The sequence below is a fragment of the Methanolobus sediminis genome, from assembly GCF_031312595.1.
GTDB classification, from domain to species: Archaea; Halobacteriota; Methanosarcinia; order Methanosarcinales; family Methanosarcinaceae; genus Methanolobus; species Methanolobus sediminis.
The window spans coordinates 651,610-674,997 of record NZ_CP133592.1 but is presented as its reverse complement, the minus strand read 5'-3'; the positions used below and the strand labels follow the sequence as shown (position 1 = coordinate 674,997).

At 44.0% G+C, this 23,388-nt stretch carries 22 protein-coding genes and 1 tRNA gene; 9 read left to right on the top strand and 14 right to left on the bottom strand.

Annotated features, from left to right (window positions below):
* Window positions 1–78 precede the first annotated feature (78 nt).
* The 14 genes from RE474_RS03055 to RE474_RS02990 all read right to left on the bottom strand — a co-directional run bounded on the left by RE474_RS03055 (window position 79) and on the right by RE474_RS02990 (window position 15,382).
* Window positions 79–2,724, bottom strand: coding sequence for a DNA-directed RNA polymerase subunit A' (locus RE474_RS03055; protein WP_309311520.1), 2,646 nt, complete (start codon window positions 2,722–2,724; stop codon window positions 79–81).
* A gap of 13 nt (window positions 2,725–2,737) precedes the next feature.
* On the bottom strand, window positions 2,738–4,552 hold the full coding sequence (gene rpoB, locus RE474_RS03050; protein ID WP_309311519.1) for a DNA-directed RNA polymerase subunit B: 1,815 nt from the start codon (window positions 4,550–4,552) through the stop codon (window positions 2,738–2,740).
* Complete coding sequence (locus RE474_RS03045) at window positions 4,545–6,122, bottom strand: DNA-directed RNA polymerase subunit B'' (RefSeq protein ID WP_498371325.1); 1,578 nt, start codon at window positions 6,120–6,122, stop codon at window positions 4,545–4,547. The genes rpoB and RE474_RS03045 overlap by 8 nt, the downstream gene beginning before the upstream one ends.
* A gap of 138 nt (window positions 6,123–6,260) precedes the next feature.
* Window positions 6,261–6,497 carry a DNA-directed RNA polymerase subunit H gene (locus RE474_RS03040; protein ID WP_309311518.1) on the bottom strand — a complete coding sequence of 79 codons (237 nt, stop codon included), beginning with the start codon at window positions 6,495–6,497 and terminating at the stop codon, window positions 6,261–6,263.
* A 51-nt stretch (window positions 6,498–6,548) separates the two neighbouring features.
* Window positions 6,549–6,625, bottom strand: a tRNA-Lys gene (locus RE474_RS03035).
* Window positions 6,626–7,003: 378 nt separating this feature from the next.
* The gene (locus RE474_RS03030; protein ID WP_309311517.1) at window positions 7,004–8,239 is read right to left on the bottom strand and encodes an adenosylhomocysteinase; all 1,236 of its coding nucleotides are present in this window, start codon (window positions 8,237–8,239) and stop codon (window positions 7,004–7,006) included.
* A gap of 73 nt (window positions 8,240–8,312) precedes the next feature.
* Window positions 8,313–9,611, bottom strand: a complete 1,299-nt coding sequence (locus tag RE474_RS03025; protein ID WP_309311516.1) for an amidohydrolase family protein — start codon at window positions 9,609–9,611, stop codon at window positions 8,313–8,315.
* Complete coding sequence (locus tag RE474_RS03020) at window positions 9,611–10,252, bottom strand: HD domain-containing protein (RefSeq protein ID WP_309311515.1); 642 nt, start codon at window positions 10,250–10,252, stop codon at window positions 9,611–9,613. The genes RE474_RS03025 and RE474_RS03020 overlap by 1 nt, the downstream gene beginning before the upstream one ends.
* Window positions 10,243–11,013, bottom strand: a complete 771-nt coding sequence (locus RE474_RS03015) for a 4-phosphopantoate--beta-alanine ligase (protein ID WP_309311514.1) — start codon at window positions 11,011–11,013, stop codon at window positions 10,243–10,245. Before RE474_RS03015 ends, RE474_RS03020 begins: the two co-directional genes overlap by 10 nt.
* Window positions 11,014–11,045: 32 nt before the next feature.
* Window positions 11,046–11,990: a prohibitin family protein gene (locus RE474_RS03010; RefSeq protein WP_309311513.1), complete on the bottom strand. Its 945-nt coding sequence runs from the start codon at window positions 11,988–11,990 to the stop codon at window positions 11,046–11,048.
* Between the two features lie 65 nt (window positions 11,991–12,055).
* Window positions 12,056–12,949, bottom strand: a complete 894-nt coding sequence (locus RE474_RS03005) for a pantoate kinase (protein ID WP_309311512.1) — start codon at window positions 12,947–12,949, stop codon at window positions 12,056–12,058.
* On the bottom strand, window positions 12,950–14,197 hold the full coding sequence (gene coaBC / locus RE474_RS03000) for a bifunctional phosphopantothenoylcysteine decarboxylase/phosphopantothenate--cysteine ligase CoaBC (protein ID WP_309311511.1): 1,248 nt from the start codon (window positions 14,195–14,197) through the stop codon (window positions 12,950–12,952). It abuts the gene before it with no gap.
* A 129-nt stretch (window positions 14,198–14,326) separates the two neighbouring features.
* Window positions 14,327–15,004: a M48 family metalloprotease gene (locus RE474_RS02995; protein WP_309311510.1), complete on the bottom strand. Its 678-nt coding sequence runs from the start codon at window positions 15,002–15,004 to the stop codon at window positions 14,327–14,329.
* An 18-nt stretch (window positions 15,005–15,022) separates the two neighbouring features.
* The gene (locus tag RE474_RS02990; protein WP_309311509.1) at window positions 15,023–15,382 is read right to left on the bottom strand and encodes a BlaI/MecI/CopY family transcriptional regulator; all 360 of its coding nucleotides are present in this window, start codon (window positions 15,380–15,382) and stop codon (window positions 15,023–15,025) included.
* Window positions 15,383–15,545: 163 nt separating this feature from the next.
* Between RE474_RS02990 and RE474_RS02985 the strand changes: the two genes are divergently transcribed.
* The 9 genes from RE474_RS02985 to RE474_RS02945 all read left to right on the top strand — a co-directional run bounded on the left by RE474_RS02985 (window position 15,546) and on the right by RE474_RS02945 (window position 23,311).
* A complete protein-coding gene (locus RE474_RS02985) occupies window positions 15,546–16,721 on the top strand; it encodes an ABC transporter permease (protein WP_309311508.1) in 1,176 nt (391 codons plus the stop codon).
* Complete coding sequence (locus tag RE474_RS02980; RefSeq protein ID WP_309311507.1) at window positions 16,714–17,382, top strand: ABC transporter ATP-binding protein; 669 nt, start codon at window positions 16,714–16,716, stop codon at window positions 17,380–17,382. Before RE474_RS02985 ends, RE474_RS02980 begins: the two co-directional genes overlap by 8 nt.
* Before the next feature lie 52 nt (window positions 17,383–17,434).
* Window positions 17,435–17,929 carry a Fe-S-containing protein gene (locus RE474_RS02975; RefSeq protein ID WP_309311506.1) on the top strand — a complete coding sequence of 165 codons (495 nt, stop codon included), beginning with the start codon at window positions 17,435–17,437 and terminating at the stop codon, window positions 17,927–17,929.
* 185 nt (window positions 17,930–18,114) lie between these two features.
* Entirely contained in the window at window positions 18,115–18,654 is a 540-nt protein-coding gene (locus RE474_RS02970) for a GNAT family N-acetyltransferase (protein ID WP_309311505.1), read from the top strand.
* A 32-nt stretch (window positions 18,655–18,686) separates the two neighbouring features.
* Window positions 18,687–19,745, top strand: coding sequence for an endo alpha-1,4 polygalactosaminidase (locus RE474_RS02965; protein WP_309311504.1), 1,059 nt, complete (start codon window positions 18,687–18,689; stop codon window positions 19,743–19,745).
* A 68-nt stretch (window positions 19,746–19,813) separates the two neighbouring features.
* Complete coding sequence (locus tag RE474_RS02960; RefSeq protein ID WP_309311503.1) at window positions 19,814–20,650, top strand: formylglycine-generating enzyme family protein; 837 nt, start codon at window positions 19,814–19,816, stop codon at window positions 20,648–20,650.
* A gap of 208 nt (window positions 20,651–20,858) precedes the next feature.
* Window positions 20,859–21,884, top strand: a complete 1,026-nt coding sequence (locus RE474_RS02955) for a Vms1/Ankzf1 family peptidyl-tRNA hydrolase (protein ID WP_309311502.1) — start codon at window positions 20,859–20,861, stop codon at window positions 21,882–21,884.
* 25 nt (window positions 21,885–21,909) lie between these two features.
* Window positions 21,910–22,521, top strand: a complete 612-nt coding sequence (locus RE474_RS02950) for a DUF7109 family protein (RefSeq protein ID WP_309311501.1) — start codon at window positions 21,910–21,912, stop codon at window positions 22,519–22,521.
* A gap of 25 nt (window positions 22,522–22,546) precedes the next feature.
* Window positions 22,547–23,311 carry a 23S rRNA (uridine(2552)-2'-O)-methyltransferase gene (locus RE474_RS02945; RefSeq protein WP_309311500.1) on the top strand — a complete coding sequence of 255 codons (765 nt, stop codon included), beginning with the start codon at window positions 22,547–22,549 and terminating at the stop codon, window positions 23,309–23,311.
* Window positions 23,312–23,388: the final 77 nt, after the last annotated feature.

Genomic DNA, 23,388 nt, shown 5'->3' with positions numbered 1-23,388 from the left:
CTTTAAGGTCTTCATGATGTTCTTTGGAAGGTCGAGCCCGGCGATCATTGCATCAATAGTAGCTTCACTGATCGTCATTTAGTTCACCTCCTTACCGGTGACTCTCCTGACGATACGATGGATCGCTTCAGGTTTACTATAGTCACTCTTTGTGGAGTCAATTCCATCTTCTCCGTATTTGAACTGGACAATGACACCACGTGTTTCTCTTACAGAACCGTCATACTGGACTTCAAGATCCTGCAATGCGTTAACAAGTCTCCTCTGCAGGTAACCTGACTGAGAAGTACGAACCGCAGTATCTACAAGACCTTCACGACCACCAATTGCGTGGAAGAAGTATTCGGTCGGGTTCAGCCCGCTCTTATAACTTGCCTTTACGAACCCGTGGGCATCTGCACCAAGGTCACCCTTGTCAAAGTGTGGGAGTGTCCTTCCTGCATAACCTCTTCTGATCCTTTCACCACGAACCGCCTGTTGTCCGACACAGGCTGCCATCTGGGTAAGGTTAAGCATTGAACCTCTTGCTCCTGACTTTGCCATGAGCACCGCAGAGTTCTCAAGACCCAGTTGCTTACCGGCAATGTTACCGGTCTGGTCTCTGGCTTTACCAAGTTCCTGCATGATCTTCATTTCAATGGTTTCATCGAGTGTACGTCCTGGCAATGGTTCAAGTTCCTTTGCCTCGTAGGCTTCAATGAGTTTCTGCACTTTATCTTCAGCTTCACTCAGGAGATTTCCTATCTGGATCTTTGCAGTAGGTGGTATGTCTTCATCACTGATACCGAAACTAAGACCTGTTTTCATCACACCACGGATAGCAAGTCTGGTAAAGTCATCTACGAATTTAGCTCCTGCTTCTGGGCTGTATTCCTTTACTACCTTATCGAGGATCTTTCCTTTGAATGCACCAATGGACTGTTCGTCAATAGTACCCTGGAGCATCTCTCCATCTTCTATGACAACATATGCATTGTATTCACAGTCCCTCTTCTTACAGGTGTCACACTTAAAACAAGCCTGTGCAGGGAATTCCAGGTAAAGTCCTTTAGGAAGGATCTGACTGAAGATCTGCTTACCGTTCCACAGTGGTTCTCCGTTCTCTGAGTAACTTGCAGGTTCCGGCAGGTCTCTGATGTCAGATTTCCTGAGCAGTTCAAGAGCTGCATTCTTTGTGATGGCATTCTCGTTCCTTGTAAGCAGGAAAAGACCTGAGATGTGGTCATGTATACCACCGATAATTGGTCCGCCGAAACGTGGGGACAGGATGTTCTCCTGAACCTGCATAAGGATGCTGGCCTCTGCCCTTGACTCTTCGGTCTGCAGAACGTGCATGTTCATTTCGTCACCGTCAAAGTCAGCGTTGTATGGTGCACATACTGCCGGGTTAAGTCTGAATGTCTTGAATGGAAGTACCTTTACCCTGTGGGCCATGATACTCATCTTGTGAAGTGAAGGCTGCCTGTTAAAGAGAACAATGTCGCCGTCCATGAGCTGTCTTTCAACAGTCCATCCGACTTCTATCTTCTCTGCAAGTTCTTCCTTGTTAATTTCAGAAACTCTGATACGCCTTCCATCATCACGGATTGCATAGTTTGCACCAGGGTGAACTTCGCTGCCACGCTGTACGTACATGCGGAGAAGCTCAATGTTTCTTGTTGTGACCTTCTCAGGAATTGTCATCTGCATTGCCATTGCAAAAGGAACGCCTAATTCATTGATACTAAGGTTTGGATCAGGTGAAACTACGGTACGTGCTGAGAAGTTAACACGCTTACCGGACAAACTTCCTCTGAAACGTCCTTCCTTACCCTTAAGACGCTGTGTGAGGGTCTTGAGAGGTCTTCCTGATCTGTGTCTTGCAGGAGGTACGCCTGATACTTCATTGTCGAAGAATGTCGTAACATGGTACTGGAGCAATTCCCACAGGTCTTCAATAATAAGCTGTGGCGCACCAGCATCCCTGTTCTCCTGGAATCTCTGGTTAATTCTAATAATATCTACAAGCTTGTGGGTCAGGTCATCTTCACTGCGCTGGCCGGATTCAAGTGTAATTGAAGGTCTGACAGTTACCGGTGGTACTGGAAGAACTGTGAGGATCATCCATTCAGGCCTTGCACTTGAAGGGTCCATGCCAAGAACTTTTACATCCTCATCAGGAATGTTCTCAAAGCGGTCGCGGATCTCGGTTGGAGTGAGCTTGTGGCCATCTTCTACATAGTCGCTTGGTTTTTCGAACTTGATCTCAAGCTGTTCGGTTGAACAGTATGGGCAGGTCTTTGACTTGCGTGCTTCCTTGAATACTTCGTTGATGATATCGTCTGGAAGGTGTCCCATGTCCTTGCAAGTTCTTAACTGGTCAAGGAACTCCTGTTTCTTACTTGCATCAAGGAGAAGCCTGCTACAGTTGCGGCATACTGAACGCAGTGTCTTGCGTATTGTCTTGTTAAAACCTACGTGTATGACCGGTGCCACAAGGTCGATGTGTCCGAAGTGTCCCGGACATTCTCCTGCACGGCTGCCACAGGTCTTACATTTAAGACCAGGGTCGATAACTCCAAGACGAAGGTCCATAAGACCCATGTCAATTGGATAACCGTCGTCGTCGTAGGTGTCAGCGGTGATAATTGCTGTTACACTCATCTTCCTTACTTCTTTAGGAGAGAGCAGACCGAATTTAATTGCGCCAACCCTTTTTGGAATTGATGGAATATCATTATGCATTTTGAATCTCTCCTTATACGGCGTCCTCAAGTTGCAGTCTTGGGGCTACACCAAGGGATTTGATCTCGTCTAGCAGCAGTTTGAATGCGTAACTCATCTCTACAGGGTGGATATCAGTCTCAGCACCACAGTTGGCACAGTACCTGATATTTCTCTTCCTGTCAAAGGTTGCGATCATTCCACAGTGTCCGCAGACAAGTTCTACTACCTTGTCAGACTCATCGAGCAGTCTTTCTTTCAGTGTCATTGCAGCACCGTGGCCGATAAGCACATCACGCTCCATTTCTCCGAAACGCAGACCTCCTTCACGGGCACGACCTTCAGTTGGCTGCCTTGTAAGCACCTGTACAGGTCCTCTTGACCTTGCGTGCATCTTTGATGCTACCATGTGGTGCAGTTTCTGGTAAAGGATAACTCCTACAAACACATCTGCCTGGATCTTCTTTCCGGTTACGCCATCAAAGAAGACTTCCTTTCCTGTGTGTGCGAATCCATGGGTCTTGAGAGCTGCACGAAGATCGTCTTCATTCTCTCCGGAGAATGCAGTTGCATTAACTCTCCTACCTTCCATGGAACCTACCTTACCACCGATCATTTCAAGCACGTGACCGACAGTCATACGTGAAGGAATTGCGTGTGGGTTGATTACAAGGTCAGGTACCATTCCTTTCTCTGTAAATGGCATGTCAGCAAATGGTACGATAAGTCCGATAACTCCTTTCTGACCGTGTCTTGAAGCGAACTTGTCACCGATCTCAGGGATTCTCTGGTCTCTTATCTTGACCTTTGCAAGACGTGTTCCGTTAATGGATTCTGTAAGAATGACTGTGTCAACGACTCCTTTCTCGTTGGAACGCATTGTGATTGCACTTTCTCTGCGCTGCTCAACGGTGATACCGAAGTCGGACTGTTCCTCAAGGAAACGTGGCGGACTTGTTTTTCCGATAAGTACGTCGTTTGGACCTACTCTTGTCTCGGGGTTTACAAGACCGTCAATGTCAAGGTTTGCATATGCTTCAGGGCTACGTGCACCTCTGAATTCGGAGTCAGGGATCTCGAACTTGTCTTCCTGTCCTCCAGGGTAACGTCTTTCTTCGCCCTCAAATGTCCTGAGGAAGTGACTTCTTCCAAGTCCTCTCTCGATTGAACCCTTGTTGAAAACCAGTGCATCTTCAATGTTGTGGCCTTCGTAGGACATTACAGCTACAACGAAGTTCTGACCGGCTGGTCTGTCATCGAAGTGAATGGATTCGCAGGTCTGAGTCCTTACCATTGCACGCTGTGGATAGTGTAAAAGGTGTGCACGGGTGTCAGGTCTGAGCTTGGTGTTGGATGTTGATACGCCGATACACTGCTTGACCATTGCTGCACCCATTGTGTTACGTGGGGATGCATTATGTTCCGGGTATGGTACCATTCCGGTACATATTCCAAGCATAAGTCCCGGGTTGATCTCCATGTGAGTGTGCTTATCAGTGATATGGTTCTTGTAAAGGGCTATAAATGCATTCTCTTCTTCTTCAGAGTCAAGGTACTCTATTTTTCCTGCCTTTGTAAGTTCGGAATATGCCATCTTACCTTCTGCAAGGAGTTCGATCTCCTCATCGCTGACAAGTGCTTCTCCGTTCTTTACAACGAACAGTGGTCTCCTTGCACGACCCATGTCGGTGTTGATCAGAACTTCATGTATGTCTTCATAATAAGTTACATTGATCTGTTCTGACATCAGCCCTGACCTGCGCTGCTCTCTGATATTTTCTACAAGTTCAGCAGGGTCTGAGTGGGTTCCTACGAGTTCTCCGTTGAGGAAAACTTTAGCTTCATTCATCGAGAAGTCCTCCCATGTCGTCTAATGAATCTGAATAGTTCGTGTACCCGATTGGTTCTGGTTTTTCGTCTTCAGCTATGTTTCTCACTTCTATGTCTTCCATATAGTCGTCAAGCTCCTCATCGTACTCAGGAAGTGCTTTGAGGGATGAGTTAAGAACTGTCTTCACAACGCCAAGGTCGTAAAGGATGTTCTTAATCTTCTTGTCTTCCTCGGTACCTGTAGAAAGCTCTACCATTTGTGCAAAGTTCTTCACAAGACCACAGTTTGGACCTTCAGGAGTTTCTGACGGACAAAGTCTGCCCCATTGTGTAGGGTGCAGGTCACGAGCCTCGAAGTGCGGCTGTGCCCTTGAAAGCGGGGAAATTACACGTCTGAGGTGGGAAAGTGTTGAGATATAATCAGTCCTGTCAAGCAGCTGTGATACACCAGTTCTTCCACCGACCCAGTTACCTGTTGCAAGTGGGTGCTGAAGTCTGTCTGTGAGTACGTCTGCCCTTACAAGTGTGATCACATTGAGCTCACGGTTTCTCATGTTTGCTCTTTCAAGCTGGTATTTTATGTCTCTTGAAAGCCTGTTGAATGCAACCCTGAACAGGTCTTCCATAAGGTCACCGGTAAGCTTCAACCTCTTGTTTGAGTAGTGGTCCTTGTCATCAGGATTACGCCTGCCAAGTGCCAGTTCAAAACATGATTCTGCCATTCTTCCAAGGAAGTTTGCCTTTGCTGCCCTGTCGTGTGGCTCATTTCCAAGGTGTGGTAAAAGGTATCTGTCAATCACGTAGTTTGCACGTTTGATCTGGTAGTCCCTTGCCTGTCCGGAAGCGACTCTTGAACCGATCTTCTCCATTGCATCTTCAATGTTGTCGACCTCTGCCTCTTCAAGGTTCTCGAACATGAACTTCATGATCTCAGGGTCTGTGGATACTGCTTTTACAAGTTCCTCGTCAGTCTCCACGCCGAGTGCTCTCATAAGTGTGATAAAGTTAAGACGGCCTGAAATGGATGGGAATGATACTTCAAGAAGTGATTTTCTTCCTCTTTCTACAACTACGAGTGCCCTGTATCCTCTTCTCTGTGAGAATACCTTTGAAACCTCTATGATGTCTCCATATCTTTCTCCGAATTCAGTGAGGATCTTGTTAGGAGCGAGGTCTTCCAGTGTCATGACCACACGCTCGGTACCGTTGATAATGAAATATCCTCCTGGGTCAAGTGGGTCTTCACCGTATTTGACCATCTCTTCCTCGCTAAGCTCAGTGAGGTTACATATGTCGGATTTGATCATTACCGGAAGCTGTCCGATCTTTGCTTCCTGTGGTTCTTTCTCTTCATCATTTTCAACAACACTCATCTGGAGGTAGAGTGGTGCGGAATAGGAAAGGTTTCTGAGCCTTGCTTCGTTAGGATAGAGGTTTTCGATGGCTCCGTCCGCTTCCTTGACAACAGGATTCTCAACGCGGATATTGCCCAGTTTGATATATGTGTCTTCAAGGTCGGTCTCGATGATCTTCTGTTCATCGATGATCTTTTGAAGACCAGTCTCCAGAAACTTATTGTAGGAATCTATGTGATGCTGTACGATCTTATCTTTCGTGAAAAACGAACGTGGGATCTGTCCTTTGGTTAACGCTATGATAGCACCTTCTTTATGTGGTTATTGTGTTTATTGCAAAAAAGCCCTGTCTGAATAATGTGAATATCGCAGTTAAGCGATGACAAGTCGATAATAGAATGCTTCGCTGGCGGTCTGACTGATACGTGTAATCTTTACGACGTCTCCAACCTGTGCCCCAATTTCCTGAATAACGGGATCAACAACCTTTATCTTGGGTAGTTGTTCCTTCTCAATGGCATATTGCTTTAAAACAGATTTAAGTTCATCTTCCAACATTATTTCATGTTTAGGGATCAACTGATGGTCGAGCAGGCTAAATTTTCTCAATATATTACTCCTCCCTCAAAAATGTGAACGTGAACACTCTTGCAAAGTGATTGGCGGGCTCGTAGGGATTTGAACCCTAGGCCGTCTGGTTAAAAGCCAGACGCTCTGCCTGACTGAGCTACGAGCCCAATATGTTGGGTGGATTTGCTGAGGCTGCTTCACGTTCATCGACTTCGGTGTAGCGGGTGATAAAAGCACTTTTAGTATATATAGTTTTCGTGCTTCCCCGTTGCGTTCGAACTTCTATAGCATCCAATGACTTACTATTACTTATATCTTTTTTATAGATGTACCCATAATTTAATCCAAAACAGAATGTTTATATCTTATTATTCCCGCTTTTTACAAAGTAGCCTATAAATGTGGTTAATTTCTCCCTCTCCAGTGGCCACTCCTGATATATTATTGCTTATTAGTACTTATAATTGCAACAAAATATCGAACCTTCGGTTAGCACCCATGTTGTAGCAGTTCAAATCTCAAAAAGAAAAAAGTAAATGACAGGTTTATGTTCCGGTTTCCCAGCCTGCCATGTATGCTTCCTGTTCATCAGAAAGCTTGTCAATGCTTATGCCCATCGACATGAGTTTCATCTCAGCAACGCCGATATCAAGCTCATGAGGTACTGCATGAACACCATTTGAAAGCTTGTTCTCTGCAATGTATCTTACACAGAGTGCCTGGTTTGCAAAGCTCATATCCATAACTTCTGCGGGGTGCCCGTCACCTGCTGCAAGGTTTACAAGTCTTCCGTCAGCAAGCACGTAAACACGTTTCTCCCCTATCTTGTATTCCTTGATATTGTTTCTCACAGTCCTGACAGAACCTGCCATTGCCTTGAGGTCTTCAAGGTTGATCTCAACATTGAAGTGACCTGCATTTGCGAGGATTGCACCGTCTTTAATGACTTCGAAATCCTCTCTGTTCAGGATATCCTTGTTTCCTGTGGTTGTAAGGAATATGTCGCCGATCTTTGCAGCCTCTTTCATAGGCATAACACTGTTACCATCCATACGTGCTTCCAGTGCTCTGATTGGGTCTATTTCGGTCACAATGACGTTTGCTCCAAGACCCTTTGCGCGCATAGCAGCACCTTTACCACACCATCCGTATCCGCCAATAACGACATTCTTGCCTGCTACAAGAAGGTTTGTTGTTCTCATGATACCATCCCATGAGGACTGTCCTGTACCATAGCGGTTGTCAAAGAGGAACTTTGTCATTGCATCATTCACAGCAATAACAGGCATCTTAAGAGCTCCGTCACGTTCCATTGCCTTAAGTCTGTGGATGCCTGTTGTAGTTTCCTCACACCCACCAAGGATGTCTGGCAGAAGGTCTGTGCGTTCTGTGTGAAGCTTGAAAATGAGGTCTGCACCATCATCGATCGTGATGTCAGGTTTCATGTCAAGTACTTTGTCAATAGCTTCGTAATATTCCTCGTTGCAGCAGTCATATTTTGCAAAACACTGGATGTTGTCCTTGTTGTGCAATGCCAGTGAAACGTCATCCTGTGTACTAAGAGGATTACATCCTGTAATTGCTACTTTTGCTCCACCGATTGCGAGCGTTTCAACGAGAGCTGCGGTCTTTGCCTCTACGTGGAGTGCCATTGCAACTTTGTGACCTGCAAGAGGTTTTTCCTTTGCAAACTGTTCCCTGATGATATTAAGAACAGGCATGTGGTTAAGAACCCAGTCAATTTTCATATTTCCGGATTCTAACATTTCAGTATCAGTCATCTTTTATCTCCAATTTGAAAATAACATTTGATAATAACGTATCTAATATAAGTGTAAGCCTTAGTTATGATACTTAATTTCCAATTCTTCCAAGAAGGTCTTTTGAACTCTTTATGGCAGTGTCAATTACTTCCTGCTCATCCATGGAAAGTACCTTTCCATCTTCCATAAGCACCTTTCCATCAACAATGGTAGCGCTGACATCTTTGCCGCTTGCAGCATAGACAAGATGTGAAGCAACATCGTAGACTGGTGCCAGATGAGCTTTGTTCATGTCAACAATTATCATGTCAGCATTATAACCTTCTTTCAACATTCCGCTGTTGATTCCAAGTGCCTTTGCACCGTTGATGGTTGCCATTTCAAGAACCTTACGTGCAGGAAGCACAGTCGGATCCATTGTGCTGACCTTCTGCAAAAGAGCTGCGGATCTCATTTCCTCAAACATATCAAGGTTGTTATTGGAAGCACATCCATCGGTTCCAAGACATACATTTGCTCCTGCATCAATGAGTTTCGCCACAGGACAGATGCCGGAAGCGAGTTTCATATTACTGTTAGGGTTATGTGAAATATTCACACCATATTCAGCAAGTATCTTAATGTCGCCATCTGAGAGCCATACACAGTGTGCAGCAAGTACATCAGTTCCCCAGAAATCGATTCCCTTTAGGAAATGGATAGAACACATGCCGAAATTCTCTTTCATATAGTTAAGTTCGGCTTCGGTCTCAAGAACATGGATATGCTGTTTTACATTATCCTTTACAGCCTGCTCTTTAACTCTGATCAGGAATTCTTTTGAACATGTGTTAGGTGCATGCGGACCGTACATTGTACTGATCCTGCCGCCGGCTTTCCCGTTCCACTCTTTGACAAAAGCACTGCCAACTTCAAGTTCCTTGTCAGCTTTTTCCTTATCTCCGAAATCTATCATTCCGTAGGAAAGTGCTGCACGAATTCCTGCTTCATCAACAGCCTGAGCAACCCTGTTCTCGTGGATGTACATATCAGCAAAAGCAATGGTTCCGGAGCGTATCATTTCAAGACATGCAAGTTTTGTGCCTGCATAAATGTCATCGTCAGTAAGTTTAGCTTCGGCAGGCCATATGTGATTCTCAAGCCAGTCCTGAAGCTGCATATCATCAGCATAGCCTCTGAAAAGTGTCATTCCTGCGTGGCAGTGGGTGTTAACAAGTCCTGGCATAAGGACTGAGCCCTTTGCATCGATGACTTTCTCTGCGGTGCATTCTGTTGAAGTTCCTACTTCCTTAATTTTACCGTCCTCTACAACAACGACCCCGTTCTCAATATCACCTGCTTCCGGGTCCATTGTAAGGATATAAGCATTCTTTATGATAAGATCCGCCATTATTTCTCTCCTGATGTCTCTTCTTTTAGCTCATCCAGATATTTGCGCATAATTGCCAGTCTCTGTTCTGCAATATCTTTAGCTGTTTCCGTATTAAGTCTTTCAGGTATTTTAAAAGGTTTTCTTTCCATGTAATCGTGGAACCCGTCGAAAGGATCTTCTGTATAAGCATTCATAGAAGTTTCCTTTACCGTCCCAATCGTTTCTTTCAAAGCCCTCAAGGCTCCCATGGAGACAAGTGACCTGAAAATACCAACAGCACCCAGCGCATCGATCCTATCGGCATCCTGAAGGATCTGTGCCTCGATTGTCTCTGCCTTTATTCCCCGGCTGAAACGGTGGGTCAGGATACAGGATGTCACATGGTCTATAAGTTCTGCTTCTGCACCATTCTCTGCAAGGAAATCACGTGCAATCTCAGCGCTATATTCTGCATGGTTGCCACCTTCCTTGTGTTCTCTCACGATACCTACGTCATGAAGAAGTGCTGCAAGGCGGATTACCTGTAAGTCTCCACCTTCCTTTTCCTGAATCCTCATACAGGTACTTTCAACCCTTTCAATATGTGACATATCATGGGTGCTGGGTTCATTTTCCAGTACCTTTGAAACGAATTTCCTTGTTGTCTCGATCAGACGCATGTAAGACCTTTCTCCTCTGCCTTGTTCTTCAGGTTTTCCTGCATGGTGTAAAGGGCATCTGAAATGGTAACATCATTGTTGAACGAATCAACAACTTCCTGAAGAGCATCCTTGCTGTGAGTTTTCATGTCCTTTGTGAACTGGATCATGTTATTGAGTGCCCTTGTGACATTATCCACGATGGTGATGTTAGCTGTCAGTGCTGTTCTTGAAAGAGGGTTCAGGTCTATGGTAATTACAGTTTTGCCCATTTCCACGAGTTTCTGGCACCTGTCACCATCTTCAAGAGGAACCAGTACAACATCCGCACTGAATATACCTTCCTCATCAACAATAGCCCTGTCATGGGAAAGGTCAAGTCTCTTATCTCCTTTTCCACCGAGGACAACACCTGCTCCATGTGCTTTCAGGTGGTCGATTATCTTATGCACTCTGGCATCACTTCTGTGGAATAGGTTCACTTCAAGTCTTGCCCCGGTGACATCTGCAAGAGCTGCCATAAGGTCAGGTACAAGCGCAGCAGTGTTGCCGTTCACAGATATTATGGCATTCTCTGCAAGGAGAATATTAGCAACCGCTGCCCTTTCTGCAATGGCTGCTGATTTAGTGGTTTTCTCCCCTATCATGTAGTCAAAAGCTTCCCCACGTCCCTGCGCCACAAGTCCTTGTTTGCTTGTGATTCCGATGTTTACGCCTTCAACTATTCTTTCCCTGGTGATGAGAGATTCATACCTGGGATGATCTTTAGGGATGTCTGTCATTCAGTCCGTTTTCTCCTTATTATTCTATTATTTTATTTGCTCGTATCCAATATTATTCCCTGGTCTGTTGGCACGATCATTGTTTGTATTTCCTGTCCCTGCAACATCTGTATGTACTTATAGTTGATGAGGTCAGGGTTCTTTGCCAGTTGCTCGTTAATGACCCTAAGCGCTTCAGCTTCACCATAGGCCTGGGCTATAGTTGCATTAGCAATACCATTCGCCTCAATGATCTTTCTTTCAGCTTCCAGTTGTTCCTTCTGCTTTACAAATATCATTCTCTGGGCATCCTGGTCTGCCTGGAGTTTTGCTTCAATGGCTTCAGCAACCCTTGTCGGGAGCACTACGTTCCTTACGAGTACTTCTTCCACAATGATCCCATCGTTATCAAGGGCATCTGCAATATTTGTGAGCATCTCTCCGGCTACAAGTTCTCTTTCTTCACCATAGACCTGCAAGGCTGTCTTACTGGAAACAACTTCACGTATCGATGACCTTATTGTAGGTCTTATGATCTTTTCAGCGTAGTTTGTTCCGAGCTTCTGGTGAACATCACTAACCTCATCAGGCACAAGTCTGTACCTTACAGTGATATCCAGTCCCAGTGTAAGACCTTCAGCCGTAAGCGCCTTGATCTGGTCATCACCAACGACCTGTCCTTCATCTTCCACACCGCTCATGGTATATGTTTCACTTCTGACAGAGTACTTTGTCACAGATACCCATGGTGGAACGATGTGCAGGCCTTCACCAAGTTCGTCGTCTTCCACACCACCAAACTGGTTGAACTTCACTCCAACTTCTCCGGCCCCAACCGACACAAAAATAGAGCCGAATAAAATTGAAAATACGATCAATAATACAAAAACAACTGCAATACCACGACCCATCTTCCCTATTATAGGTGCAATATCTTTTATTGGGATCTCCGGAACCTTTTTAGGTGGTTCTGGTTCCCATTCACCTTCAACAACCATAGAAATCTCTCCAATAAATAATTCCAAGCGTATAATATCAGGTGGAATTGATAATATATTTTCGCTCAGACAATTTTGATACTTCCAGTTCGTATCTTAAACCTGAGAACTTCACCAAAATCAGAAAATACATCTATAAGTTCCTTTACACAGGTCACAGAAGGTATTGAGAATACTGCATTGCCAAGCATTGCCTGTGAAGCTACAACTCCTGCTTTATCAGCGGCTTCTATAGCCTCTCTTACCTTTCCTCTGGCAAGTCCGCAATTAATGGCAAATTCCCTGGAGCAATGCATGAAATTATCCACAGTAGGCTTTTCAATGAGCTTTTTCATGGCTTCTTCGCCTGCTATGTTGATATTTTTAACCATTTCCGGATTTCCAAGCACTGAGCTGGTGGATAGTTCTCCAAGAACTACACAGAATACCTCTTTTTCCGCTGTTGGCACGTGATCGATACGAGCTATTGAAGGTGAACCCGGTGTTTTTCTAATTGGTATCCCCCCATGTGCCTGCCCAACGACATCTCCCAGCCCACTTCCATTTTTGACTTCTGCAATGTGTGCGATATCATTGAGTCTAATGGATGTATATTCCAGCGAGAGAGCATGGTTCAGCGCATATGCTGTTCCAAGCGCTCCTGCTCCAGATGCTCCAAATCCACATCCTATTGGTATGTCCGAAATACTTTCCACCTTTACAGGAAGATCTGTCATGGACTCAATAACTGTTCTGCTGGTGTTTCCTGCAACGATTTCGCCATTGAGGAATATCTCTGTCTTATCAATATCCTTTCCTGTTGTAACGGTGGTATAAACTCCGCCATCAAGTACTACTCCACAACCAGTAGACCCTTTTTTCATGGGATCTTCATGGTCATGTATCTTAAAAAAACCAGTTATATGTGCAGGTGCGAAAGCTCTGGCTGTCAGAGTATCATTTACAGGTTCAGGTTGCATTTATATTTCGCCTTTTGATGTCAGCAGTTCTGTAATTTCATCCATAAGGGCAGTTGCAATAAGGCTTTTAGAGCCTTTAATATTACGATTTTCTTTGATAGCAGAGTATAATATAGTTACATTATTGTTCTCTGTTCCAATACCGCCTTTACTGACCTCGTTAGCAACTATCATGTCAAGTTCCGAATCCAAAAGTGTCTGCCTTGCCCTTCTGATAAGTTCATCCGCACCGATTCCGGCTTCAGCTTTGAACCCGACAATCTTCACCAGTGGAAATGCCTGCTTTGCTTCTTTGATAAGCTTACGCGTATTCCTGAAAGAAAGCTCAAGTCCTTCTTCTCCGGATTTTATTTTCTGCTCGCTTGCATCAATCGTATAATCTGCAATTGCAGCAGAACTTATGAGTATATCATAACCTTTTGCAAGTTCATCAAGCACTGCATCAGTCATCTGATCAGCAGTTTCAGCGTAGATCTCATTGACGCCGGAAACTCCAAGCCTATTTCTGTGAACTATAGTTACTTCAGCTCCTCTGCGATAAGCTTCAAGTGCAAGTTCATTCCCGGTCTTCCCGGAAGCTCTGTTAGTAAGAATTCGTATAGGATCTATAGGCTCTGCTGTTGATCCGCTTGTTATCAGTATCTTCTTTCCACAGAGTGTCCTTTTCCCGATAGCCCTCTCAACATCAAGCACGATCTCGTCATTTCCGGCTATCTTTGCTATGCCTTCCTCTATCCTGGGCCCGATGAAGCTGATTCCCCAGTCTTTCATCTTTTCAATGTTTTCCATGACCGCCGGATGATTGTACATATCCTCGTGCATTGCAGGTACTATCATTACAGGTTTACCTGCGCCGATTGCTGTGGTCGCAAAGGTCGTTACAGGTGTATCATCTATCCCTGCTGCAATCTTTCCGATGGTGTTGGCGGTTGCAGGAGCCACGAGCAAAAGGTCTGCCCTGCCAAGATTTCCAAAGAACTCCACATGCTCGACCTTCCCGGTTATGCCAGTGATGACTTCGTTTCCTGTAGCATAATGCATGGCCATTGGGTTGATTATCCATCCGGCAGCCTCGCTGATAACTGCATAAACGTCTGCGCCTCTTCGTATAAAATCCCGTGCAAGTTCCACTGTCCTTACAGCAGCAATGCTGCCTGTGACTGCAAGCACGATGGTCTTGCCTTTCAGCGATTCTGATTTTGTGGATTTTATCCAGAGTGTCGGGTGGTCATTTGGAATCTGAGGCATATTCTATCCTTATTTGATGAATAAGTGAATTTTTAGTATTTAATAAAGTTGGACAAAAACAATTTGAATCTTTCAATTTCCCGATCACTCTATTCAAATAGATATCATTCACACTGTTTGTTATCAATCTCAGCTGATCTTTGCTCTTGCAGATTCAAGTGCACTCTTGCTGACAACCTTTTCTGCAAACATGTCTGCAAGAGTCTCCAGTTCGTCTTCAGAACGGTTCTTTGTAAAGCTCATCAGTGACAGTTGCCTTAGTATGGGAGTCCTGCTGTTATGGCGAAGATGCCATACTTCATGCGCAAGGACGGCTTTCAGTTCAGTTTCATCAACCAGTTCCAGCATTCCAAGTGACAGGAAAATAGCCTTTCCGGAAGCGAATGCTCGGGGTACTGCGGAATCATAATAATACACGCTGGATTTCGTGTCAAGGTTTTTTACAAATTCCTGAGGCCAGTCCATAACCTCTGTTATTGGTCTGGCATCGTATCTTTTGATAAGTATCTTATAATACACTCTAGGCAGGAGCAGGATAATAGCTGTTGATAGTGTCACATAACCCAGATATATTTCGATGCTTAACATCTGACTGCACTTCATTGCATAGACAACTGCTGCGATGGCAGAAATGATGAATAACTGGCCAGCAACAAACGCTGAGAGTCGTGTTACTGGTCTGCTTGTCCTGAAGTATATACTGAACATCAGCAGGGCCAGGATCATGGAGGTGCCTATCAACGGCAGGAGATTTCCTTCATTAATGCAGGCGATATAGCATTCCACTTCATCCTGTATGGAGAACATGTTCCGTGTCCTGAAAAATCACTTCTTGTTATTATATGCGTGAAAATTCTCTATTGCCACTTTACCAAAGGTATCCACAAGACTATCAAGCACCTTTTTTGTAATGGTGTTTGCAGTATTGTCCATGGAATCTGCGGCAGAGTAGAGATACCTTACCTTTGCTTCACCTTTGTCCAGTTTACGTGTTGCAAAACCTGCTTTTACGAGCCTGTCCAGAGTGCCGGCTACGCTGGATAAGGGGATATCGGTCTTTTCAGTAATCTCGGGGGTTGTCAGTTCTTCATTTTCCCATAGGACCTGCATTATTTGTGATTCAATGGGGCTGAAGAATTTGGTCAACCCTTCATTGGAGAGGTTTATTCTGTCCAATTTTACCATGTCTTTACAACTGCTGTAAAACCATATATATCTTATGAGTTTCTCTTTTTTGTTACTTTACATCTATCGTAAAGTTAATCTGCGTTTACACTTATTGTAAAGTACTAACTTTACACTTAATGTATAACCTGTCAGATAATAACTCAAAATTGAGGAGAAGAGAATGCATTTACACTCTTTCGTATTGAAGGACGTATTCCGCAGGAAAACAAAACTTGCGGTGGCTGTACTCGGTGTGGTCGTCGCTGCTGCTGCAATAGTAGCTGTCGTAACTACATTCTCAGCAGCAACTGAAGGCTTTCATGAAGCAACGAACAAATTCGGTGCAAACATAATAGTCCGGCCTGAGATAGAATCCATCCCTCTTGTGGACGGATACACTTCAATGGGTTCACTTTACACGGGAAACAACTACATCGAAGAATCAGATATTCCGAAGATCTACACGATCAAGGATAATGCAAGTCTGTCGGTCGTAGCGCCAAGACTCTATGGCATTGCAGAACTTCAGGGCTCTTCTGTTGTTGTGATGGGCGTTGACCCGGAACAGGAAATGAATCTCAAACCCTGGTGGAATATTCAGGGTCACTGGATGTCTTCAGAGAACACTAAACAACCAGAAGTACTCCTGGGTTCGGATATCGCCATTCCGCTGGGACTTAAGGAAGGTTCGATGATTACACTTTCTAATGATAATATTTCTATTGATGCCCAGGTTGCAGGTGTGATAGAGAGCACCGGGGATAACGAGGACAGCTACGTCATACTTCCGCTTGCGACTTCCCAATATCTGCTTTCCATGGAAGGAAAAGTCAGCAGTCTGGAGGTACGTGCGTTGTGTAGTGCCTGTCCGGTTGAAGAAATGAGCCAGCAGATAGAAGGTGTTCTACCTGGGATGGAGGCACGTGCAATGAGCCAGATCGTGCAAAATGAGATGGCAATTGTCAATCATACAAAATCCTCTGCCATGGCAGTTTCCATTATTACCCTGCTTGTAAGCACATTGACCGTTGCTTCCACAATGCTTGCTTCTGTTAACGAAAAAATGAAGGAGATTGGTATAATGCGTGCTATAGGTGCAAGCGATATCCAGGTGGTTTCCATGCTGTTCCTGGAAGGTGCGATCATTGGAATTGTGGGAGGGTGCATTGGTTTCCTCATAGGTACCATGGCTTCATTCGTTTCAGCTCCGATGCTGGTCTCAGTAGCACCCGATCCAATGTGGGATCTTCTGCTGCCGGTTGTTGCTATCTGTATGTTTACTGGAATGATAGCTTCGCTTGTTCCTGCAAAGAGAGCTCTTGGAATCGATCCTGCGGAGGTGCTTAGAAGTGTCTGAAAATCATGATGTGGTCAGGGTCACAGATGTGACAAAGAATTACAACTTAGGTTCAACTGAAGTCGAAGTTCTGCATGGGATAGACCTGAATATAAAAAACGGTGAATTCGTTTCCATCATGGGACAATCCGGTTCAGGAAAAACCACACTTATGAATCTTATAGGTATGCTGGACCACCCAACAAGCGGAAGTATCCATATAAATGGCGAGAATATTACAGGCAGGTCCCAGAAAGAACTTGTTGAGCTAAGGCGCAATGCAGTTGGCTTTATTTTCCAGCAGTTCCACCTCATCCCTTCCCTTACAGCCTATGAGAATGTAGCTCTTCCACTGGTCTTTGCAGGCGAGAAGGATAACGGTGCAGTTATCAGTGCACTGGAGAGAGTTGGTTTGTCCCACAGGATCAATCACAGGCCATCAGAAATGAGTGGTGGTGAGCAGCAGCGTGTGGCCATCGCAAGGGCGGTTGTCATGAATCCAAAGATATTGCTTGCGGACGAGCCAACCGGTGCGCTGGATGCCATCACAGGTGCTAAGATAATATCTCTGTTAAAGTCGCTCTCAGATGAGATGACAGTTATCATGGTAACTCATAACAGTGAGCTTGCTGCACATTCTGACAGAGTGATAGAGTTGCAGGATGGCAGCATTAAGGAATAGGCTGGTAAGTATGGATGAGGAATAAGGTCGGTATAATATCGGGAGTAAGAGTATGAATGGAAAATTGGTTTTTACTTTTTTGTTAGTGTTGCTTGTATCACTTTCAGCATTGGGTTGCATAGGTAATGGTAATTCAGCATCATCTGGATCATCTGGTCCTGTGAAAGGAACATGGATCGAATCCCAAATAAGCGGGGATACTGTCTCCATTCCTGTAAGTTCTGTAGATAAGTACACTAATGTTCATTTTAAAGTGAATACGGATATTGGCGAAGTTGCGGTCATGACCTACAAGCTCGGTGGCGATATATTTGTCAGGTCTAACGTATGTCCTCCATGCAGGTCCATAGGATTCACCCTTAATGATGATGTCCTGGTATGTGATTCATGTGGCACTGTCTTTGATGCTGCTACCGGCGCAGGTATCCAGGGAGGCTGTGTTGCATATCCCAAGGAGAGCATATCATATACGGTCTCAGGAGATAATATTGTCATGGATCTTGATGATGTTGTAACTGCTCACCAGAAAACCGTGGAAGCCTACTGAGTAAAATAGTATTATCATTTTTAATGAGGTCAGGAGGCCTCATAGTCTTTTTTTGTATTAAATCCGAACGATTGATAGTCCTTTTTTGATGTGTTTTCTTTCAATGAAATACATTTAATATAAGTTTAAAATAGGTTCCCTGCTTGAAATATAGTAGTTGATAGTTCCAAACAGGTGTTCCGAAATTGTCCCATCTATTCGTACCCCGTCCTGCAACTCCTGCAGACAAATCCAAGCTATTAGCCCTTTACCGTGAGGTAGCTACAATTCCCGGAGGTATTATCCGTGAACCCCCTGAGGTCACAGAGGAGTACATAGACAAATTCCTAACCAACAGCCTGAAAGATGGCATCATCCTTGTGGTTGATGATACTGAGAACGACCGCATAATCGCTGATCTGCACACCTACCGCTCATCTCTTAGTGTGTTCTCCCATGTGTTCGAGCACCTGACGATTGCCGTCCATCCGTCCTTCCAGAGACAGGGAATCGGAAGGATGCTTTTCACGACAATGCTTGAAAAGGTAAGAACAGAACACCCTGAGGTTCTGAGAGTAGAACTTATTACAATGGAAAGCAACCACGCAGCCATAAGCCTTTACAAATCTCTTGGTTTTATGGAGGAAGGCAGGATGGAGAAAAAGGTTCGTAGAAATGATGGTAGCTTTGAAGATGATATTCTCATGGTGTGGATGAATCCCGACTTCAGAGCAAGTAATTATTAATCTTTATCTTGTTCTGGCCCTACTAATTATATATGAACTTGAAATCACTGGGAATTATTATTTTTGTCACCTTCATACTATTGACATCCGGCTGTTCAGACAACAGCACAGACACACCCGACACAATCGAAAACTCTGGTATATCCGAAGTCTCAAACACTGATTCCCCCGACGCCGTTGACAACTCCACTCCAGAAATAGACTATCGTCAGCAAATGCGTGATTTTGTCACCGGCATCAGCACTTACTCAAAACAGAAGAATCCGGATTTCATAATAATCCCGCAGAATGGTCAGGAACTTCTGACATCCGGTGGAGGGTCAGATGACCCTACAGCGCAGGATTATATTGCAGCCATAGATGGAGTTGGCAGGGAAGACCTCTTCTTTGGTTATGATGATGGCAACATGGCAACAAAAGAAGAAGATACGGAATATCTGGCATCATTGCTGGATGTTGCCAGGGACAACGGTGTAGTTGTACTGGTAACCGATTACTGCTGGACTAAATCTTATGTTGATGCTTCATATCGTGAGAATGCAGACAGGGGTTACATAGCCTTGGCTGTTGACAGCAGGGATCTTGATACTATCCCTGCTTATCCGGCAAAGCCATTCAATGTCAACAGTAATGATATTCATTCTCTTAGTGATGCAGAGAATTTCCTGTACATCATCAATCCTGAAGAATATGGCAGCAAGGAAGAGTTTCTGCAAAGCTTGCGGGGAACTGACTATGATGTGATTCTTATCGATCTCTTCTATGATGATGTATCTCTGACATCTGATGATATTGCTTCCCTGAAAACCAAATCAAATGGTGGCTCTCGTCTGGTAATTGCCTACATGAGCATTGGTGAAGCTGAAGACTACCGTTACTACTGGGATGATTCATGGAGTGTAGGCTCTCCTGATTGGCTTGAGGCTGAAAATCCTTATTGGGAAGGTAATTACAAGGTACGCTACTGGGAAGAAGAGTGGCAGAATGTCATCTATGGGAACGAGGATGCGTACCTGGATATGATACTTAATGTCGGATTTGATGGTGTTTATCTGGACATAATCGATGCTTTCGAGTACTTTGAGAATTGAGATAAACAGTCAAAAATAGATATGTATTAATATCATACCTTCAAAAAGACTCACAGCGAGGACATTTTATGTGGATAGGTACAAAAAAAATATTAACAATTCTGGCAGTGCTCCTGCTTGCAATTTCTGTAACAGGTTGCACTTCAAGTGATAGTGGTGGTGACAACGGAGCAAGCAGTTCATCTGCAGGTGCAGGTAGTGCAACAGGTGACGAATACACAAATTCCATGGGAATGGAGTTCCAGCGTATCGAGGCAGGAAATTTCAACATGGGGACATCCAAGTATGTATACTCACAGCCGATACATGAAGTAAGGATCGGCGATGCATTCTACATAGGCACATACGAAGTAACTCAGGCTCAGTGGGAAGAAGTAATGGGAAACAATCCTTCTAATTTCAAGGGCGATGATAATCCGGTTGAGAATGTCTCATGGAATGATGTTCAGGAGTTCATAACCAAACTCAACGAGATGGAGGGAACCACAAAATACAGACTTCCAACAGAGGCAGAGTGGGAATATGCAGCTGCAGCCGGAACAACAACTCTCTATTCATTTGGTGAAATTGATGAGGACGAAGGCCCATTCCTCAAGGATTATGCATGGTATCAGGTGAACTCATACGAGAAGACGCACGAAGTAGGTCAGAAACTTCCAAACCCATGGGGACTTTATGACGTTCACGGCAATGTATGGGAATATGTTCAGGATAGCTGGGTAGACAATTATGGCAGTGCAAGCGAGGATGGTAGTGCTGTTGAGAAAGGCTCATCTTCTCTAAGAGTTGCCAGAGGCGGCAGTTACTCCAGCAAGGAAAATGCTCTCTACACAGCATACAGGAGAAAGCAGGATCCTCGTGATGGTGACTCTTCAATTGGTTTCCGTCTTGTAATGGATGCCTGAGTCATCAATTGAATAGCCTATAAATAGTACAAAATATAAAACTAAAGCCTTCCTGGCTTTAGTCAATCTATTTTTCAAGCATCTCTAAAATATGTAGTATCTTCCATCAGGATGCACTTTCCTGATTGCTTCATTTTCAAGAATCTCTTTTCCGCCTTCAAAACAAATCGATAGGTTATTTATCAGGTAAGTTGCTATTTCAGATGAAATGATTGAAAAGGACAAAGTTGTTGGCAACATCAGCAATCTCTTCAACAGATATTCTGGAAAAGAAGAGCTTGAAAATGAAATAAATCGTCTTCAATCCCATATAGTTGAGCTTGAGCTGGATGTAAGGACTGCCAACATCAGATATGAGAAAAACATCGAGTCTGAGAAAAAGGCCGTTGCAGCAAAACAGGAAGCTGAGGAAAAACTCAATGCTCTTGAAGTGAAACTCAAAACCTTAGAGCATGAGATGGATAAAGAAAGGACAGATATTCCTGCATCTATTTCATTCACCTGTAATGACCAGTTTAGCAAGCAGCGTACTGAAGAATTTCTCAGGTCTTTATCAACAATCACATATGTGGACTCTTCACTTGTAACATTGTATGTGGCTGCAGGCGAAAGTCCTGCCAGCATAAAAGATTATGAGCTTTTAACAGAGCGTGTTGATAGCGAAACTCTTGCACTGGCCGAGAAAGTAGAATCTACCACAGGTTTTGTTTTATTCTATTCTCCTGACCACATGATAAATGAGCTTCTTGTTCCGCCATTGCCGCTGGATAAATCATCATGGAGTACGGATAATAAATTTGATATTTCAACTATTTCAGAGCTGTTGAACAAGGATGCAGCTGTTTGCGTTCTTGTAGCTCATGCAGGCGAATCCTTCACAGGTTTTTCTCTTGATTCTCAAGACTTCGATTCCTTCCAGATGATAAAAACAAGTGTCAAGGCCAAACATGCCAAAGGAGGATTCAGTCAGAGGCGCTTTGAAAGGTTGCGGGATGAGGATATCGCACACCATATCGATAAAGTAAGACTTGCCCTGAAAAACCTTCTTGATGAGTTCAGTGGCAGCATCGACTATATGATCCTGGCCGGTGAACTTCCGCTTGCAAAGGAAATTGCTCTAGATATTCCTCTTGATGTCACTCAGGTTTATCTGTCATCTGATGTTCGTATCGAAAAACATAATATCTCAGGCATAATGAAACAGTTAATGACATGTCGCAGATACAGGCTGTGATTATAGATAATATGAGGTTGCTTCAATGCTAAGTAAAGAGGGACTTTGCGGGATAATTGATGCTTTAGGTGCTCTTACCCAGGAAGAAATATATCATATAATAAAAGAACTTTCTTTGCTCAAAGGCGGAACTCCACCGGTTATGCCTTCTATTAAGGAATTATGTGTGGAAGCTGAAAAGGAACATCTCATTGTTGCTGTTTCGGCTGAAGAGATTGCAGGTACAGAAGAAAACAGGACAAATTCTGCTTCACAGGATTCAGATGAAGGTGAAGATGGTATCCTTTTGTATTACATCTCCGGCCCAAATGCTTTCCCTGAAGTTCCTTTTGAGCTAAGCGAGGTTATTGATATTCTTGAATTGCATAAGAGGGAAGTGAACCTCAGCAGTGTGGCTGCAAGGCTTAGCAATAATCTTCATCGCAGGATTAAGAACCTTGAGAACAAGATAGAATCAGTCAGTTCCACAAAGGTTCATGAAAATGATCTTGAAAATCTGGAGTTAAGGTACAGTGACATACTGAACCAGTATTACGATTACACTTTCTGGCTATCTGATGACATGCCTGGTCTTGAAGATGAGATACAGGAACTCAGTTCAAAGATAGAATCCCTGAAATCGGCACAAGGTATTTGAATTTTAGGTATTATCTGGTACATATATGGCAAGAGACAGGCGTGATAAATATTACTGGAAAGCTAAAGAAGATGGTTTTCGCTCCAGGGCGGCCTATAAGCTTTTTCAGATAAACAACAAGCACCATGTTATAAAAGAAGGCGACATAGTTGTAGACCTGGGTGCTGCTCCCGGTGGATGGTGTGAGGTTGCTAAAGAACTGTCAGGTGCCCGTGTTGTGGGTGTAGACCTCAGGAAAATATCACCTATAGAAGGTGTAGAAACAATAGTTGGCGACATAACTTCTGACAGGACCATTGCAAAGATATTTGAGATGGTGGGCAAGGCCGGAGCTGATGTTGTAATATGTGATGCAGCACCGAACTTAAGTGGAAACTGGAGTTATGACCACGCACGTTCTATCGATCTGACAAGATCAGCCCTTGGCTGTGCAAAAAAAATCCTCAAACCCGGTGGTCATTTTGTAGTAAAGGTCTTCCAGGGAGATATGTTCAATGATTTCCTAGACGAAGTACAGGATAATTTTACTTATACTCAGTCTTATAATCCTAAAGCTTCAAGGTCTCAGAGTGCTGAAATTTATGTTATCGGTAAGAAGTTCCTAACAGCTCCCGTGAGACGCGGGGACGAGTTTGAAGTTGATATAACTGAACTTGGTTCCAGTGGAGACGGTGCAGTTCTCATCGATGATTTTGTTGTTTTTGTCAAAGGAGTGCAGCTTGGTGATCATGTAAAGATCCGAATAAACGATGTGAAGCCAAACTTTGCATTTGCAGAAGTCATCGAGTAATTAGTTTCTTTTTTTATTTTTGATATCGAAGTGGCAATAAATTGCCACTATTATTTTCCTATCATCAATTATATATT